General features: G+C 60.5%; 16 protein-coding genes and 1 pseudogene. 8 read left to right on the forward strand and 9 right to left on the reverse strand.

Translation table 11 applies throughout. From position 1 onward, the window contains the following. The first annotated feature begins 90 nt into the window (after positions 1-90). On the forward strand, positions 91-924 hold the full coding sequence (locus tag JG743_RS29515; protein ID WP_199202778.1) for an IS5 family transposase: 834 nt from the start codon (positions 91-93) through the stop codon (positions 922-924). A gap of 281 nt (positions 925-1,205) precedes the next feature. Further along, complete coding sequence (locus JG743_RS29520; RefSeq protein ID WP_202295815.1) at positions 1,206-2,252, forward strand: hypothetical protein; 1,047 nt, start codon at positions 1,206-1,208, stop codon at positions 2,250-2,252. 170 nt (positions 2,253-2,422) lie between these two features. Here JG743_RS29520 and JG743_RS29525 read toward each other — a convergent pair whose 3' ends face one another. Beyond that, positions 2,423-3,292: a helix-turn-helix domain-containing protein gene (locus tag JG743_RS29525; protein WP_202295819.1), complete on the reverse strand. Its 870-nt coding sequence runs from the start codon at positions 3,290-3,292 to the stop codon at positions 2,423-2,425. A 4-nt stretch (positions 3,293-3,296) separates the two neighbouring features. Continuing rightward, positions 3,297-3,887 carry a ComF family protein gene (locus JG743_RS29530; RefSeq protein ID WP_202295822.1) on the reverse strand — a complete coding sequence of 197 codons (591 nt, stop codon included), beginning with the start codon at positions 3,885-3,887 and terminating at the stop codon, positions 3,297-3,299. A 180-nt stretch (positions 3,888-4,067) separates the two neighbouring features. Here JG743_RS29530 and JG743_RS29535 point away from each other — a divergent pair, with 180 nt between their 5' ends. Both JG743_RS29535 and JG743_RS29540 read left to right on the forward strand, forming a co-directional pair. Continuing rightward, positions 4,068-6,122 carry a DEAD/DEAH box helicase gene (locus JG743_RS29535; RefSeq protein WP_202295825.1) on the forward strand — a complete coding sequence of 685 codons (2,055 nt, stop codon included), beginning with the start codon at positions 4,068-4,070 and terminating at the stop codon, positions 6,120-6,122. A 246-nt stretch (positions 6,123-6,368) separates the two neighbouring features. Beyond that, entirely contained in the window at positions 6,369-6,836 is a 468-nt protein-coding gene (locus JG743_RS29540) for a hypothetical protein (RefSeq protein WP_202295828.1), read from the forward strand. A 107-nt stretch (positions 6,837-6,943) separates the two neighbouring features. Here JG743_RS29540 and JG743_RS29545 read toward each other — a convergent pair whose 3' ends face one another. Then, entirely contained in the window at positions 6,944-7,399 is a 456-nt protein-coding gene (locus JG743_RS29545; RefSeq protein WP_202303182.1) for a hypothetical protein, read from the reverse strand. On the opposite strand from JG743_RS29545, the gene JG743_RS29550 reads away from it, so the two are divergent. From JG743_RS29550 to JG743_RS29565, 4 genes and pseudogenes are all read left to right on the forward strand, one after another. Beyond that, positions 7,398-8,459, forward strand: coding sequence for a DUF4238 domain-containing protein (locus JG743_RS29550; RefSeq protein WP_244672972.1), 1,062 nt, complete (start codon positions 7,398-7,400; stop codon positions 8,457-8,459). The two genes, JG743_RS29545 and JG743_RS29550, sit on opposite strands and share 2 nt — an antisense overlap. Before the next feature lie 159 nt (positions 8,460-8,618). Beyond that, positions 8,619-8,780, forward strand: coding sequence for a hypothetical protein (locus JG743_RS29555; RefSeq protein WP_202295834.1), 162 nt, complete (start codon positions 8,619-8,621; stop codon positions 8,778-8,780). A 633-nt stretch (positions 8,781-9,413) separates the two neighbouring features. Further along, the gene (locus tag JG743_RS29560) at positions 9,414-10,601 is read left to right on the forward strand and encodes a Fic family protein (RefSeq protein ID WP_202295837.1); all 1,188 of its coding nucleotides are present in this window, start codon (positions 9,414-9,416) and stop codon (positions 10,599-10,601) included. Between the two features lie 10 nt (positions 10,602-10,611). Further along, a pseudogene (locus JG743_RS29565) lies at positions 10,612-11,119 on the forward strand (tyrosine-type recombinase/integrase); the annotation flags it as partial. Positions 11,120-11,342: 223 nt separating this feature from the next. Here JG743_RS29565 and ccoS read toward each other — a convergent pair. The 6 genes from ccoS to JG743_RS29595 form a co-directional block, all read right to left on the reverse strand. After that, positions 11,343-11,492 (reverse strand): cbb3-type cytochrome oxidase assembly protein CcoS, encoded by a 150-nt coding sequence (ccoS, locus tag JG743_RS29570; protein ID WP_006329249.1) that lies wholly within the window; start codon positions 11,490-11,492, stop codon positions 11,343-11,345. Continuing rightward, complete coding sequence (locus tag JG743_RS29575) at positions 11,489-13,777, reverse strand: heavy metal translocating P-type ATPase (protein WP_202295840.1); 2,289 nt, start codon at positions 13,775-13,777, stop codon at positions 11,489-11,491. Before JG743_RS29575 ends, ccoS begins: the two co-directional genes overlap by 4 nt. Next, positions 13,774-14,271, reverse strand: a complete 498-nt coding sequence (locus JG743_RS29580; protein WP_202295843.1) for a FixH family protein — start codon at positions 14,269-14,271, stop codon at positions 13,774-13,776. Before JG743_RS29580 ends, JG743_RS29575 begins: the two co-directional genes overlap by 4 nt. Beyond that, positions 14,268-15,833 (reverse strand): cytochrome c oxidase accessory protein CcoG, encoded by a 1,566-nt coding sequence (ccoG, locus tag JG743_RS29585; RefSeq protein WP_446720450.1) that lies wholly within the window; start codon positions 15,831-15,833, stop codon positions 14,268-14,270. The genes JG743_RS29580 and ccoG overlap by 4 nt, the downstream gene beginning before the upstream one ends. Before the next feature lie 203 nt (positions 15,834-16,036). After that, the gene (gene ccoP / locus JG743_RS29590) at positions 16,037-16,900 is read right to left on the reverse strand and encodes a cytochrome-c oxidase, cbb3-type subunit III (RefSeq protein ID WP_202295850.1); all 864 of its coding nucleotides are present in this window, start codon (positions 16,898-16,900) and stop codon (positions 16,037-16,039) included. A gap of 2 nt (positions 16,901-16,902) precedes the next feature. After that, positions 16,903-17,052 carry a cbb3-type cytochrome c oxidase subunit 3 gene (locus JG743_RS29595; protein ID WP_202295854.1) on the reverse strand — a complete coding sequence of 50 codons (150 nt, stop codon included), beginning with the start codon at positions 17,050-17,052 and terminating at the stop codon, positions 16,903-16,905. Positions 17,053-17,062 lie beyond the last annotated feature (10 nt).

Below are 17,062 nucleotides of genomic sequence, written 5' to 3' on the forward strand. Positions count from 1 at the left end.
CCCGAAACTCTGGTTTGAGCGGGGAACTGGTTGAGTGGCCCCGTCCGTTGTGATTCGCTTGAGTTGTCTAGACTTGAGCGAGGTCACAACATGGGTTGGACGGAGGCCACCCGCCGGCAATATTGCCGCGCGGGGCAGCGGGATGCAAATGCATTGACGGACAAGGAATGGGCGCTGATCGAGCCGTTCCTGCCGGGAGCGAAGGCGACGGGACGACCGCGGACGACCGAATTGCGGGCGGTCGTGGACGCGCTCCTCTTTATCGCCTGGACGGGTTGCCAGTGGCGGGCATTGCCTGAGCGGTTCCCGCCGGTTTCGACGGTTCAACGCTATTTCTATGCCTGGCGGGACGATGGGCTGTGGAAGACCATCAACTTTCACCTGGTGGCGGCGGCTCGCGTCGCCCTCGGTCGCGAGGCGAGCCCCAGCGCCGGCGTCATTGACAGCCAATCGGCAAAGGCCACGGACGTTGCCGGTTTGCGTGGCTACGACGCCGGCAAGAAGATCAAAGGCCGCAAGCGCCATATCATCACCGACACCGAGGGGCACCTGGTCGGGCTGACGGTGCATACGGCCGATATCCAGGACAGGGATGGGGCAGTCGGCGTCATCGCCTCCATTCGACAGCTTTACCCGTGGTTGCGCCATCTATTCGCCGACGGCGGTTATGCCGGAGAAAAACTGACGCAGGCTCTGGCCGATTTGGGCACGTGGACCATCGAAATCATCAAGCGCTCCGACACGGCCAAAGGCTTTGAGGTGCTGCCGCGACGATGGGTCGTCGAGCGAACTTTCGCCTGGCTGGGACGTTGTCGCCGGCTCGCCAAGGACTTCGAGGCGACCATCGCCAGCGCCGAGGCGTGGATCTTCATCGCGTCGATCCGCCTCATGCTTCGCCGCATGGCAGCTCCGCGTCGTGCCTAGCCGGGTTTCGAGTCAGGCTCTAAGGACCAGGAGGAGGACTAGTATTCCCTCCGCGGTGTCTCGTCGTCCACAAGAAGGGTCGATTAACCCGTGACGAACGTGGCTGGTTTGGGGCCGTGTCCAGACGGTCCGGTTGCGGCAAACTCGCGGCAGTAAGCTGCCATTCCGCAGCCGACGCCATTGCGGTCATTTGCTCTTCTTCGGAACAACGACCGGGCCTAAAGTTGCCCCTTACATTGGGATTTGAGAAGTCGAAGGGTGTGAGAGCTGATGTGCCTACCTTGGCGCTGATCCTCGTGACCCGTCCTGACAATGGACAAGATTGCAGTCTTACAAATTTTTCTACAATCAGTCGTACCGAAAAACTATTGGATGCACTATTGGGAGATGCACTGCTAATGAGGATCATTTTTGCCTGCGACGAGTCAGGTGCGAAGGGGTACGCGGATCGCGACGAGGCATTCGACGGTGAAGTTGGCCTCTTCGCAGGTGTCATGGTGCCCGAAAGCCATCTTGCAGCGGTAGAGGCCGACCTGCAAATCGTCGTGCAGAGGTATCAGACTGACGCTCAGAAGCTGCATATCGCCGACTTACCGCCTGACCGACAGGGAGCTCTGCGCGATGACATCTATGCGGTCATTCGCAAACATCAACTTCCTTGCTTTTGGTACGCCATCCACGTCGCCGGCTTTCATGCCTGGCACCTCAGCCAGATCGAGGCACGCAAGCAGGCGAAGGCCCTGCCCGCCGCCGCTTCAAGCCAACCTCCGCGCTATAAGGGAGGCAGTCCAAGAGAAACCCCGGATTCGTTGCACGTCGCGATTTTTGACGGTCTCTACGCCCATCTTGTTGCCTTCCTCGAGGAGCGCGGCTGCAAGGATGTCGAGATCGAGGTGCGGACCGACCGTGTGGACAATCCTATTGTTAAGGATTTCATCGCGGTCGCCGAAAGACTATTGGGCGACATGACTTTCACTAGGACGTCCCGCCGCTTCGATACGGTTACCAAGACGTTGGTCGATAGGCAAATCCGCATCTGTACAGTTCTCCCTCCCGAGTTGCAGATTGAGCTGCAGGTGAGGAGCCTCGAGATCAACGCTGTCGATCACGACAGTGACGGTCTGGTGCTGGCTGCAGACGTGCTGGCAAACAGTCTCGCCTACCTTTTCAAACAGCGCATCGGCACCGAGAAGTACACTAGGCTGAACTGGCCCGATGCCGTGACCGGCCACCCCTTGGAGGAAAATCTACTGACCTTCAACAACTGGGGCGACGGCGACCTCGTCGGGGACGTTCTCTACCGGCATCCTAAGGCGGTTGCTGGCTAGACCTGCCACGGCGCGGGGGACCGCTACTGGCGCGCAGCAGTCGCTAATGCCTCTACATAGGACTCACCCCAGTCCGGCCGTAGGCGTCCGGCCGCCTTGCTGCACATTGGGAAATGGACGCTTCGAGCTTCCCGAGCGCTCCGATCGAAACTGAAGGATCTCAAACTGTATCAGCCGGCAGCGCCGTGAGGCTCGCGAACTTGCATCTCCACTTGCAAGCCGGCGGCAGCAGCCATGTTGACCAGTGCGTCGAGGCCGAACAGGTCGACTTTGCCGCGGGTAAGGTCTGAGATCCGCGGCTGGGTCACCCCAAAGACTTTGGCCGCTTGAGACTGACTTAAATGCGTGCGGGAAATATGCTCTTTGAGCGCCGTCATGAGCACCGCGCGTAACTTTGCGCTCTCGCTCTGTTGCGGGCTCGGCTCGGCAGGTGCCGCCGGCTCCAGATCCTTCACCGGGCCTGCAGACGATTCGCTATTCGCACCGATGTCCAGCAAGAATTGCTCGTTGGCGATACTGGCGATTTTCGCGGTGAGGCCGATCTTCTCTTCCGCCTTTGCGCGAGCATGATCCGACATGAAGGCGAGAAGGCGCTCCAAGCCACCCTTGTCCGATACGGTTACAAAATCCTTGTTCTTGTTCACGAAGACCACGGACTTCTTCTTTTCTCGAAGAAGCTCGATGACATTGCTTAGTGTGCCGGTGCTTTTGCAATCCCAGACCATGAGGCCATAGTCGCTGTTGCGCGCCATCTCCAGGTCTTTGGCGGTAAAATAGGCGCGCGTGCCAGCCTTCGCCTTCGAGACGACCCTGTGGACCGGCCATTCTGCGACATTGTTCCGGGGCGAATCGCCGGTGCAATACACAGTCACCTTTCTGGCTTGGTACTGCTGGAGGCATTCTTGAATTGAGGTATCGGCACCATCGGCATCTCCGACCACGACGTCGAAGTCTGAAGATACGATCTTGTTGATCCTATCCGCCACCTTCTCATGCAGGCGACTGATGGAGATTGATCCGGCGATGAAGACAGTGGTCATGGCATTACTTCCATGTGATCGAAGCGGCGTAGATATGGTTGATTTTCTTGTACGTGCGCAGCGTTTTGCAGACGGCGTCCATCGTGGCGCCCGTGTCGAAAAGGTCATCAAGGACAAGCGCGTTCCAACACCCTTCGTTGGTGATGGACGGGTTGATGCTGAACCGTCCCTCCAATGCGGCGTCCTTAGCCTCGCGGCCATGCAGATTCTTGAGCTGCGGGCTACCTTCCGGCGCTGGCGCCTTGACGATGATATCATCGAACACCGGCGTTTTCGTCAGTTTGCCGAGTTCGTTGGCGATCTCATTGACCGGCTGGCGCGCGCGCACCGTGGAGGCCGGCATCGGGATAATAAGGCCAATCTTGCCGAACAAAGGCAGCAAGGATTGCTGCACTTGCGCTGCGAGCGCTTGCACCTGATTCCAATCGGCTCGATATTTAAGCTGGTATAACGCCTCGCCGGGCTCTGAGCGCGTCGTGTCAAATCGAGGGTGGCCGTATTCGTCGTCGCCCAGGTAGACGCTCGACAGCGTATGCTTGTGCAGCGCGTAACCGAGATCCCAACTGCCTTCGAGCTTTCGAACCTGAACCTTCATGATGATGAGTATTCCTTGCAGGCCCTGGGAACGCCAACTGCGCGCCCACCTTATATATACAAAATATTGTATGAGACGCAATGGCCCCGGGGCGGCTCGTCAATGGCATCCGGAGCTCACGGCGCCAGCGTAGTCACGTCGGGGATTGACCAATTGCGTAAGGTTGCATAATGTTGCCGTATGTCACAGAATGATGCCCCCGATTTCCTGACCCTTGCCGAGGCCGCAGAGTATGTTGGCGTCTCGAAGGACACGCTTCGACGGTGGGATGCCTCGGGCAAGCTCAAGCCCGTGCGCCGTCCAGGGAGCGGCTATCGCTTCTATCGCCGGCCTGACCTTGAGCCCTTCCGCCTCGAGTACCGGCGCGCCGAACAGGCCGCCAACGAGCCGGACCATATGTTTCAGACCCTGACCGCAGATATTGAAGCGAACCCCAAGATACGCGAGCCGCAACAGGGCGCGCACCGGGCAGTGCGGACCCACTTCGAAGCCTCGAACGAGCCGGTGATCCTGCAGATACCCGTCGGATGCGGAAAGACTGGCGTCATCGCGACATTGCCCTTCGGCGTCGCCAAAGGGCGCGCGCTCGTCATCACACCGAACCTGACGATACGGTCGGGTGTCGCGGAGTCGCTCGACATCAGCAACCCGAAGAATTTCTGGCGGCGGACAGGGGCGCTCCACGATTTTTCCGCGGGGCCATTCCGCGCTGTTTTGGATGGCGTTGATGCCAATCTCCACGACTGCAACGCAAGCCAGTTCGTCGTGACCAACATCCACCAGTTGGCCAGCTCGGCCGATCGTTGGCTCCCGCAGTTTCCGCCGAACTATTTCGACATGATTATGATCGACGAGGGCCACCACAACGTGGCGCCGAGTTGGGCGAAGGTCTTCGACCGCTTTCCGAACGCCAAGGTCGTCAGCCTGACGGCGACGCCGTTCAGGGGTGACGGAACGCGGCCGGTCGGCAAGGTGATCTATCGCTACCCGTTCACTCGGGCGATGGTGAAGGGGTACATCAAGCAGATTCACTCTCGGAACGTCGCGCCGTCAGAGCTGTCCTTCACCTACCGTGACGACATGAAGCGGCACACACTGGAAGAGGTGTTGGCCTTGCGAGAACATGCCTGGTTCCGGCGAGGTGTCGCGTTGGCGCCCGAGTGCAATCGTCACATCGTTGATGCCAGCATCAAATATCTCCAGGAGCTGCGAGAGCGCAGCGGTGTCCGTCACCAGATCATCGCCGTTGCCTGTTCCGTCGACCATGCCCGCCAAGTGCGAGGGCTGTACGAAGAGCGGGGCCTGAAGGCGGCCGAAATCTATGGTGAGATGGATCGTGAAAAGCAGGACGTCGTTCTTGCCGATCTGCGCAGCGGCAAGCTCGATTGTATCGTGCAGGTGCAGATGCTCGGGGAGGGCTTCGATCATCCGCCTCTGAGTGTCGCGGCCATCTTCCGGCCGTACGCGAGCTTGTCGCCTTACATCCAATTCGTCGGGCGCGTGATGCGCGTCGTCCACGAGGCGAAGCCGGACCACCCGGACAACCACGCATTCGTGGTCTCCCATGTGGGCTTGAACACCGACGCCCATTGGGACGATTTCCGGGAGCTCGACTTCGACGATCAGGCGATGGTCAAAAAGTGGCTGGAGGCCGGTGACGAGAATGGCGATGGCGACGGCTCAGGAGAGCCCCGTCGCTTCGATATCGGTATGCTGGTCGATAACGAGATCGTCGGCTCATTCATCAATCGGTCGTTCCTTGATCCCGAAGACGATCGCGTCCTCGAAGAAATGCTGGATCATGAGATCGGCGCAGGCCTCCGCCTGCGCGACGTCATCGCGAAGGACAAGCTCCGGGAGACGCTGCGCCGAAAGCAAGCGGAGCTGTCCCAGGTCAGCAGTTCCGGTGACCTTCCGGTGCAGCCGCAGGCGCGGCGGGTCGGCGCGCGCAAGCGGCTTTCCGAACGCACAGGCTCCGTGGTCGCCCGCATTCTCAAGGACCTGAAGCTCTCGCCCGCCGGGCGCGAGGTCGGCCAGCGAGACAAGACCGTCGCGGGGCGTGACAACCGGGCCGCCGTTACATCGCTGCTGAACAAGGCGATCAACGAACATCTCGGGATCAAGTCCGGGAGCCGCAAGGCACCCGACGCGGGCGACAATGAGGACGCTTTGGCTGCGCTCGATATGCTGGGAGACAACGTGCGCGACGCCCTGAAAGGGAAGAACGATGGCTAAAGTCAGGGACATTCTAATCGACGTGAGGATCGAGCAGGCGCAGCGCCAGCGCAAATGTCGAAGGAACAGCTCCCACGTCATCCCGAAGGGCGAGTGGTGTCTCGTTGTTCGAACCAACGCGACCAACGATGACTACAGCTACAGCCGAGACGCTGCGAAACCCATGCTCGATGCGGCTTGGGCGAAGCTCAGGACCATCTACGAAGGACTCGGAATGTCACCGCCTGATGGCTAAAGGACGGGGGAATGAGCGACGGATACAACTTTCAGCAACTCAAGGCCGCGATTTTAGCGCTGAGCCGGGCCACTGATTGGGAAGTGGCCAAAAAGGAGTGGCGCCTCGTCGAGATTTCCGAAGCCGACGAGCCCGAGACCTGTCTGTGCGGCCATTTCCCAATCATCGAGTTGTGCACCATCTCCAATGCTACGACCCGAAAATCGGTGGACGTAGGCAACGTCTGCGTGAAGCGGTTCTTGGGTTTCCGCTCCGATTTGATTTTCCAGTCTCTGAAGCGTGTCCGAGCCGACCCAGATAAGCCGATCGGCCCGGATGCCACCGCGTTCTTTCACGAACGCGGGGTCATCAACGATTGGGAGTATCAGTTCCAGCAGAGCACCATGCGGAAGCGCAACCTGTCTCAACGGCAGTTGGCGACCAGGCGTTCGATAAATCAGAAAGTGATTGCGGCCGTGCGGCGTCGTGGTCTTTCATAATCCCGGGGCGACGCCGGCTCCCGGCCTCTCTCCTACGAGCCATAAGAGTGCGGCTGCAGGAACTCCGTCTCCTGCTTGGTCAGCACCCTCCAGAGGCCCGGCCGCGGTCACACCTTAGCAATAAGGTACAGCTCGACGTTGAATCCCAAAAATTGAAAGCCCTCCGCAACCGCGATTGGCGCACCACTCTCAAGCTGGCCGTGAGGTCTGGGCACAAGGGCGACTTCGGTCGTCGAGATGGCGTCGTACACCAAGCTGCTCGGACGGCGGCTTTCAGGATCGCTGGCTGGGGTTGGGAATGAGGGAAATCGAGGCGCTAAGCGGACGCTCCAGATAGGCTGCGCCGCCGTGCTGCAGGCCTGCAATTTGCTCGATACTTCAGTCAGATATGAGCAATGCCAAGAAGATTCTGTGGTCGCGTTCATAAGAATCAGATCAGATATTGTCTGGTGCGTAAGAATTAAGGACAAAAGGAGCACGCAAGCGCAAATGGCGAGGGCTCCCAGATACTTCGGCGCATGGGGCAACGTGCCCGTAGATGATGATGTGCGGCCGTTCAGCATGATCAATCCCGTGGGGAGCAATGCCAACCGGACCAACCGCCGACATCACTTTATCTCGGCCGTCTATATGAACGGCTTCGCGGATGACCGGGGCCGAGTGCTGGCCTATCTTTGCGAGGCGCCCGAAGACCCGCTGCCGCCAATGAATCCACGGGCCATTGGTTTCGAGCGAGACTACTATTCCCAGAAGCTGCCCGGGGGTGGTCAGGAAAACCATTGTTTCGAGGATCTGTGGAACACCATCGAGACCGGATGGCCGGAAACGGTGCGGGCGCTCGCGGCACGCCGCCTGTCGGCCGCCATCTCCTTCAACGTGCTCGGCATGCAAACGATCTTGCGCGCGCGTGTTCCGGCGACGCGCGATCGGCACGCGCTGATGATCGAGGCCAAAATTCGCTGCGAGCACAAGATCGGCGAAGAACTCGGCGTCCTTCCTCCGCCGCTCGAGCGCTATGCGGGCCAGTTCGACACCGTGCCGATAGGCGTCAACCCACATGAAACGCTGCTGGCAATGAAAGGTGAGTTCAAGGATTTCGGCGACCTCTGTTTCCGCCTCGGCTTCGAGGTGCTCCACAACAGGACAAGCACGCCTTTCCTCACATCGGACAATCCGGTCTGCAGCTACGATCCGCGTCAGGCGTTCCATGCGCGTACGCCTTACGAGCATTCCGGCGAGGTCGAGCTGATCTTCCCGGTTTCGGCGCACATGCTTGTGCGCGGTTCCAGCAAGCGCGGGCCGGTGAACATGATCTCGCGCCATCGCGATATCTCCGACAGCCACAAGGTGCGGCAACTCAATCGCACGATCGCGCAGTTTTCCTATCGCATGACCATCGGCCAGGATCGCTCTAGCGACGACCTGATCCGCGCCCATGGCGCGATCGTGCCGACCATCACCACTAGAGTGCGGCGACTTGGGAAAGAGGTGCATATCATCTGCCGGAATGTTTTCGGTCCCCGGCCGAGGTTATCTCAATACATCGACACGCCTGAAAAGGCCGCGCGCCTTGAGGCCAGGATGGCTGCTACATCGAGCCACGCGGACCCGATCCTCGAATGACCGGATTGATGGAAGAGCCTTCCGTTTGCGCGGTGTTTTGGACTGCCGGGGTCAAATGCGACCATTCGCGGCATCACCGGAAGGCGACAGATGGTATTTCCCACCCAACCATGCCCGTAACAATCACGCGGTTTTGTCTCTCACGCGAGAACACCCCTGATGGAGAAAGCGAAGCTCTCCGAGTTGAAAAAGCTGCGACATCTCAACATCGAAACCTTGAATGGTCGGGTCATCAACATGATGCCGCTCTTGGGAGGACCGATCCTGGCACCTCTGGATTCCGAACCTCGATGGCACGCTGATGGAGATGTGTCCGGTTGACGCCGCCCATTCGCCTATTGGGGAAAGAGTGCCGCCCGCGACGAAGACGTGTGCTTCGGCCTGCTCGAGATATTGTGGCAACGCGCGAGCTTTCCAGACGTTGTGCAGGCGTATTTGCTCTTGTCGGCGCGTACCTATTGTGGGTTCAAATCCAGCGTCAAAGACGCCAGTTGCGATTTGAGAGCGAATGGATCGCGCTCAAACGCAAAGGTGAGAACCTGGCGGCCCGCATCGGGCTTCCACACGCGCTCGCAGAGCTCAGCAGATATTGGGCTGCCTCGTTCGAGTCCTCGCGCAGCCTGGTCGCAGCGTCGCGTGCTTCCGCAATCTCTGGAGAATCATTTGGAGTCGCCTGTATTTTCCTGGTCGTATATCCTAGCCGGCGCGACCGGCGAAGTTCGGCCAAGCGATCGGCCAAATCGACCTACCGATCGCAAATTCGTATATGCTATCAATGCGCTAAGCATAGCGAATATCGGCCATCATCGGCATCGGCATTGGCGTCGTCGATCAACCGTCTCGGTGAAGCTGAGGTAGCGCCTAACATCGGCCAAATGATCGGCCAGTTATGGGCGCTCAGCTAAAATTTCTGTTGACATATACGTACTTAGCGCGATCTAACATCGGCCAATCATGGAAGAGACCGTACAGCGCATCGAGCCGGCGCGCCTGGAAGACGTTGCGGAGCCTATCTCCGACGCGCTGGCTGAGCTGTCAGCAAGCTCGGCGGTTCTCGGCGCCAAGCTGCATCCGCGCACGGCCGCGAACCTGGCGGATCTCGTGCGCATCATGAACACCTATTACAGCAACCTGATCGAGGGCCACAACACGCGCCCCCGCGACATCGAACGCGCCCTCGCCGGCGAATTCGACAAAGACCAGGAACGACGCAACCTGCAGGTGGAAGCCGCGGCCCATGTTCGACTGCAGGGGGAAATCGATCGCCTGGCCGCAGAGGGTCAGCTCCCAGAACCGGCTTCGCTTGATTTTTTGCGCTGGCTGCATGCGGAATTCTACCGTGACGCCGATGAGGCGATGTTGCGCATTCGCGGCGCAGACAGAGAATTCTTGATGGTTCCGGGTCGGTGGCGATCACAGCCCGAACATGATGTCACTGTCGGCCGCCACCAGCCGCCGTCAAGCGATCGCGTCGAAGCGTTCATGGAGCATTTCGCTAGCCGGTACCGCTTCCAACGTACGGGCAAAGCGGCTAGGATATTGGCGATTCCGGCCGCGCATCATCGGTTCAATTACATTCATCCCTTCCCAGACGGCAATGGACGCGTCAGCCGCTTGATGAGTCACGCCATGGCCCATGAGGCAGGAATCGCCGCGCATGGGCTGTGGTCGATTTCCCGAGGCCTGGCGCGGGGTCTGGAAAGCCGCGGCGACTATAAACGCATGATGGATCACGCCGACATGCCACGCCAAGGCGATCGCGACGGCCGCGGTAATCTTTCTATGCGGGCGCTGCCGGATTTTACCTTATGGTTTCTACGCGTATGTATCGACCAGGTCAGTTTCATGTCGAGCCTGTTCGATTTGAACCAACTAGCCCGGCGCCTGCAGCGGTTCGTTCAACGCTACGACCTGAAGCCCGAAGCTTTCCGGCTGATCGAGGAGGCGCTTCTGCGCGGCGAGTTCGATCGCGGTGAGGCCTCACGTATCGCTGGCTTGCCGGAACGTACGGCCCGCCGCGTGTTTACCGAGGTGCTCGAGCTTGGCCTGCTTGCGTCCGATACCCCGAAAGGACCGGTATCGCTACGCTTCCCGGTCGACACGTTGGACGAACTGTTTCCTAAGCTATTTCCGGAAACTTAGCGTCGCATAACTGCGCCTACTGTTTCCCCGCCCCGGCGAGTTGCGAGCCGCCGGATAGGAAGAGTTCGACTTCAAAGGTTCGGTGTGGACCATCCCGGAAGCACGTATGAAAATGCGGCGGCGGCACCGCGTTGCACTTTCGAGGCAGGTCATCAAAATCCTGACCGATCTCAGAGACATTTCCGGCAGCGAGGCGCTGCTGTTTCCAAGTGTGCGATCGGGTTCTCGTCCGATTTCCGACAATACACTTAACGCCGCCCTGCGTCGCATGGGTTACAGCAAGAAAGAAGCAACGGCTCACGGTTTCCGAGCAACGGCATCAACTCTGTTGAATGAATGCGGCAAGTGGCATCCAGACGCAAGAGAGACAGCTGACCCATATTGAAAAGAACGACGTTCGGCGCGCTTACGCCAGGGCAGAGCATTGGGAAAAGCGCGTCAGTATGATGCAGTGGTGGGCCGATTATCTGGACGAAATTGGGTGCACGAAACCTGCAGTTGAACCCAAACAAGTGTAACTGCAACCCCGTGTCCGCACCTATCGTGAACATGAACATCAGCTTTGCGTACGTTATGACATTGGCCGCGTCTATGTTGGGGCGGAACCGGCGACGCAGTCCTTCGAGGGACAGGGGCTTTTCAAATCTACGTCAAGCGGCTTAACTGGTTGTGGAGCTTCAATCGTTTTTCCGAGTCGGCTGACGGGAGGCGTCAGCACAGCGTCAGGAACAGCGGTCTGGCTCAGCGTTCCGGCTTGTCGTCCCGGAGGATGCGCTCAGCGGCTCCGTCAAGATCCTCATATTGGCCACTCTTCAACGCCCACAGAAAGCCAGTCAGCCCCAGTGCGCCAAGAAATAGGGCGACTGGCATGAGGTAGACGAGTATCGTCATGATGACCGCGCTGATGGGTGAATGCCGGAATGCGTTGCCGAAGAAGCCCTCGTCAGCTCGGCGAGCCTAAAGCCCTGCAGGCGCAGCGCGTTTCCGATGACCAGCAGCGATGAGGCCGACATCGCGATCGCCGCGATCAACGGCGTGACGTGCCCGAGAATGGCAATCGGCACGGCGACAGCGTTGTAGACGATCGCAATGGCGATATTCTGCCGGATCAGCCTTCCCGCTTGCCGCGAGACATCCAGCGCCAGGGGCACCGCCAGCAGGCTTTCGCGCAGGAAGACGAAATCGGCGGCGTTGCGGCCGACATCGGCGGCGGTTGCCGGCGCGATCGAGACATGCGCGGCAGCGAGGGCCGGCGTGTCGTTGAGCCCGTCGCCCACCATCAGAACCTTGTGGCCCGCCCTGGCCAGCACCTCGATCCGCTCAACCTTGCCGGAGGGAAGCAGCGCCGGAACGAAACTCTCGATATCCAACGTCCCGGCAACCTCGCCGCAGGCATGGGCTATATCCCCGGACAGCATTTCGACCGACACGCCGGCATCCTTCAATTGCCCGACCGCCGCCTTGGCGTCGGCGCGCGTAGCGTCCTCGAACGTGAAGGAGGCGACGATCCTCCCATTCTTCGAGAGCACCGTCCCGCCATAGCCGCCATACTTGCCTTCGCCACCGGACCGGGCTTTCCATCCGGCCCAGCCGCGCCGGCCAAGACGCCAGGTGCTGTCCGCGGTCGTCGCTTCGATGCCGAGACCCGGGTGCTCGCTGACGGCTTCCAGCTTAGGCTGGCCGGCAAAACCCGCGAATGCGGCGATGGCCTTCGAGAACGGGTGACGGGAGTACGCCGCCATGTCGGCTGCGATCGCCAGCATCGCCGGATCGATGGTCGACGCGTTGACCAGCCTGGGCTGACCGAGCGTTAGCGTGCCCGTCTTGTCGAATACCGCCACGTCTATCGCGGCCAGGCGCTCCATGGCCGATCCGTCCTTGACCATCATGCCGGCTTCGAACAAGCGGCGCGCCGCGACCACTTGCACGATCGGCACGGCCAGACCGAGCGCGCACGGGCATGTGATGATGAGAACGGCGATCGCGATCGTCACTGCCCGGTGCCAGTCGCCGGTTTCCGCCATCCAGCCAAGGAACGTCACGAAGGCGGTGAGATGGACCACCGGCGCGTAGAGCGCCGAGACACGGTCCGCGATCCGCCGATAGTGCGCACGACCACCTTCGGCGGCTTCCATCAGCCGAACCATTTCCGCCAGGAAGGAGTCCTTTGCGGCAGCGGTCGCTTCGATGGTCAGCGGGCCGGTAAGATTGAGCGTGCCGGCCTGAACCTGTTCCCCGGACGCCACCGTTTTCGGTGTGCTCTCGCCGGAAACCAGCGAGCAGTCGAGATCCGACGCGCCGCGAATGACCCTGCTGTCGACAGGCACCCTTTCGCCGGCGGCGACCAGCAGTTGCATGCCCGGTTCGATCTCGCCAACCGGCAGGTAGTCGCGCGCGCCATCGCCGCGCAGCACCATGGCGCCACGTGCGGCCAACTGGGACAGGCCTTTCACGGCGGTCCGTGCCCGTTCGCGCATGACGTGATCCAGGGTGCGGCCGATCAACAGGAAAAACAGCAGGGATACGGACGCGTCGAAATAGGCGTGATCGCCATGATTGATCGTCTCGTAGAGGCTCATGGCATAAGCGAGCGACACCCCAACCGCGATCGGCACGTCCATGTTCATGCGGCCGTGGCGCAGTGCATTCCAGGCCGAGCGGAAGAAGATGCCGCCGGCAAAGGTGAGCGCCGGGATGGCGATCAATGCAGAGACCCAGTGAAACAGGTCGCGGGTAGCACCTTCGGCGCCGGACCAGACCGAGACCGAAAGAAGCATGATGTTGCCGGCGGCGAACCCGGCGACCGCGACCGCGCGGATCAGCTCGGCAAGCGTCTTGTCCTTCTTATCAGCGTCGGCTTCGAACAGGTGCGCCTGAAAGCCCAGCCGTCCCAGCGCGGCGACAAACGGAGGCACAGAGTCCCCACGCCACCGGATCGCGACCCGTTTCGTCGACAGGTTGACACGAGCGCCTTCGACGCGATCGAGCCTTCCGAGAGCCGTCTCGATGGCCTGGATGCACGCCGCGCAGTGAACCGTCGGCACTGAAAGGTCGGTCTGCCAAAGATTGTCGCCAAGCGATCGGCTCGCCAACCTGATCTCCTGGCTAGACGGCAGGACCGATGTGGTACTGGTCAGATCCAGCGCCAGTTCCGCGCTGGGTGCACAACAGCTCATTGCAGCGCTCCTTGCGAAATCATGATCCGGCGAACGTCGCGATAGGGCTCTGTCAGACCGGCATCGGCGTCGACTTCGACGATCCAGACGCCATCCCTTGGCAAGTGCTGCGCGGCAAATTCCTGGTCCGAGACGAGGGCGAGAGTGACGGCCTTGTCCCCAGCCTCGTAGGCGGAATGACGAAACAGTATCTTGACGCCATGCAACGGGACCGGCTTGCCGGTGGCATCGCTCAAGCTGTAGCGGACCTCACCCCGAGCGATCGTCAGTTTGCCGGTCCAGCCGAGTGCCGCCTGCGCGCGCCCTTCCTCGGCCTTTCGGTTGAATTGCTGGCTGGCCACATAGGTGTTCTCGACGACAAGGCCGGTCCAGCTCGTACTGGCGAGTGTCGCCATCGTGAGATTGACCGCGATGATCACGCCGAAAAAGCCGAGAATGGTGAGCAGCATGTGCCTGCCGGTGAACTCACGCGTCTTTTGCGTATTGGTGCTCATCTGGCGATCTCCGGTGCGTTGAAGGTGGCGGTGTATTCGTCCGATTCGAAGCTCGCTCTGTCCTCGACGCGGAACTTGAAGGTTTGTGCAGCGTGCCGAACCTCACCCGCTGGCTGGCGCACGAAGACCTTCAGCATGTTCAGCCGGTCGGGTTCGACCGCGATGGCGAACAAGCGAGCTGCCGGCAGATCACTGCCGACGACGCTCATTTCGGCTCCCTGCAAGCCCTGCATCGTGACGACGATCGTCCTTGGCTCGGGGATCATGTTAAGCAGCTTGACGGTGTAACCGTTGCGGATCGAGCCGTCGGACAGGGTCACGAATTGCGGATTGCGGTCGTGCAGGACGTTGATCTCGAGTCGGTCGCGCGTCAGCAGCGAATAGATCAAGGCAAGCCCGACCGCCGTCCACGCGCCCATGTAGAAGAAGGTCCTCGGCCGGAAGATCTTGCTAATATGGAAATGCGCCAACCTGTCGGTGAACTTGCCGTCATCCGTCCTGACAAGGGAGGGGGTCACCGGGGAGGAACCGCCGGCGGTCGCCACCGCCATGTTGGCGTTGTAGTCGGACAGCGTCGCATAGGAGATCAGCCCGCGCTCCTTGCCGAGCTTGTTCATGACGCCGTCGCAGGCATCAAGGCACAGCGCGCAAGTGATGCATTCGAGTTGTTGGCCGTCGCGAATGTCGATCCCCATCGGGCAGACTGCGACACAGGCATTGCAGTCGACGCAGTCACCGACCGGCTGCCCCGCAGCCTGGACCTTCTTGGCGTGCCGCGAACGAGGTTCGCCACGCCAGTCATTGTAGGTCACAGTGAGCGAATTCTCGTCGAGCATGGCAGCCTGGATGCGCGGCCACGGGCACATGTAGGTGCAGACTTGCTCGCGCATCAGCCCGCCGAACGTGTAGGTGGTCGCCGTTAGCACCGCGATGGTGACGTAGGCGACCGAAGCGGCGGTGCCGTTGAATACGTCGCCGATCAGCGTCGGCGCATTGGCGAAATAGAGGATCCAGGCGCCGCCGGTAGCTGCCGCTATGACCAGCCAGATGGCGTGTTTCGACACACGCAGCACCAGTTTGCGCGCGGTCCAGCGGCCGGCGTCGAGCTTCATGCGAGCGTTGCGATCGCCTTCGATCGCCCGCTCCACGACTAGGAAAAGATCGACCCATACCGTCTGCGGGCAGGTATAGCCGCACCAGGCGCGGCCGACGGTGGACGTGATCAGGAAGAGGCCGATGCCGGCCATCATCAGAAGGCCGGCGACATAGTAGAATTCCTGCGGCCATATCTCGATGAAGAAGACGTAGAAACGGCGGTTGGCAAGATCGATCAGCACGGCCTGATCAGGAGCAAACGGACCTCGATCCCAGCGCAACCAGGGCATCAGATAATAGATGCCCAGCGTGATCGCCATCACCAGCCATTTGAAGCGGCGAAAGCTGCCCGAGGCGCGTTTAGGGAAGATTTTCTTGCGCGGAGCATAGAGCGGCTGTCGTGTCTTGGCGGAGTTGACCGCTTTTGCCTCGAGCCGCTCCATCTGCGTCTTATCCAGCACGTGCATCTCCACTCGCGCGCGGCCTATGACATCGTTGTGCGACGGACTTGTCTGCTTCGACAGACGTCCGGTCTGCAGTGAGCCCGCTTCGCCGTGTGGGCCGCGCCGCCTTGCTGCAGGTCAATCGCCGCATGCCGGAATGGTGTCGGGGCCCGACTCGTGCCGGGCCCCGTCGCTTGGCGGGGAGGGCCGAGAATAGGCTTCCGTTCCTATTCTCCGCCGCCAAGCGAATGGACATAAACCGCAAGTTCCTTAACCTTGGTCTCGCCGAGACGCCCGATCCAGGCCGGCATGACACCGTGCTTCGGCGCGCGGACTTGGACGGCGATGGCTGTCTCGCCGGGTGCGTAGAGCCAGATCGCATCGGTCAGATTGGGCGCGCCAAGCTCTTTGTTGCCTTTCGCATTATCGCCATGACAGGCGACGCAGTTTTCCGCGAATACCTTGGCGCCGGGCTCGATAAGACTTGCATCCTGGACCTTGCCCGAGAGGCTGGCGACATAGGCGCCGACCTGTGCGATCTGTTCGGGCGTGATGATGTCACCGAAGGGGGGCATTTCCGACTGCCGAGTATCCGGGTCGGATGCGAAACGGATGCCGTGCGCGATCGTTTGCTGGATCTGCTCGGTCGTGCCGCCCCACAGCCAGTCATCGTCGTTCAGGTTTGGAAAGCCCTTCGACCCTTGGGCGCCCGAGCCGTGGCATTGCACGCAATTGACCTTGAAGGTAGCTCCGCCGGCCGCTACCGCGAATTCACGCAGCGCGTCGTCGGCTGCAATCTCGGATACGGTCTTCTGCTGGATGGCCGCGAAATATTTGCCCTTGGCGGCTTCGGCAGCCGCCAGCTCAATCTTGACAGCGTTGCGGCTAGAATAGCCAAGCACACCCTTGGTCGCGGAAGACAGCATCGGCCAAGCCGGATACGCAATTGTATAAGCCACCGCCCAAGCGACGGTGATGTAGAAGGTTATCACCCACCATCGGGGCAATGGGTTGTTGAGTTCCCTTATCCCGTCCCATTCATGACCGGTCGTTGAGATGCCCGAGACTTCATCGATATGCTCGCTGCTCATGATCAGTCGTCCTTGAGTGGAATCTGGGCGGCTTGATCGGCCTGTGTTTTGCCGCCGGGACGCAAGGCAAAGGCAATGCAGCCGACGTAGAAGAGCGCCATGGCAAGCAGACCCCAGCTGTCCGCGAATTCCCGCATCAAATTATAGCTCATTGCGTCCCCC

This window comes from Mesorhizobium sp. 131-2-1 (genome assembly GCF_016756535.1).
In the GTDB taxonomy this organism is placed as follows: domain Bacteria; phylum Pseudomonadota; class Alphaproteobacteria; order Rhizobiales; family Rhizobiaceae; genus Mesorhizobium.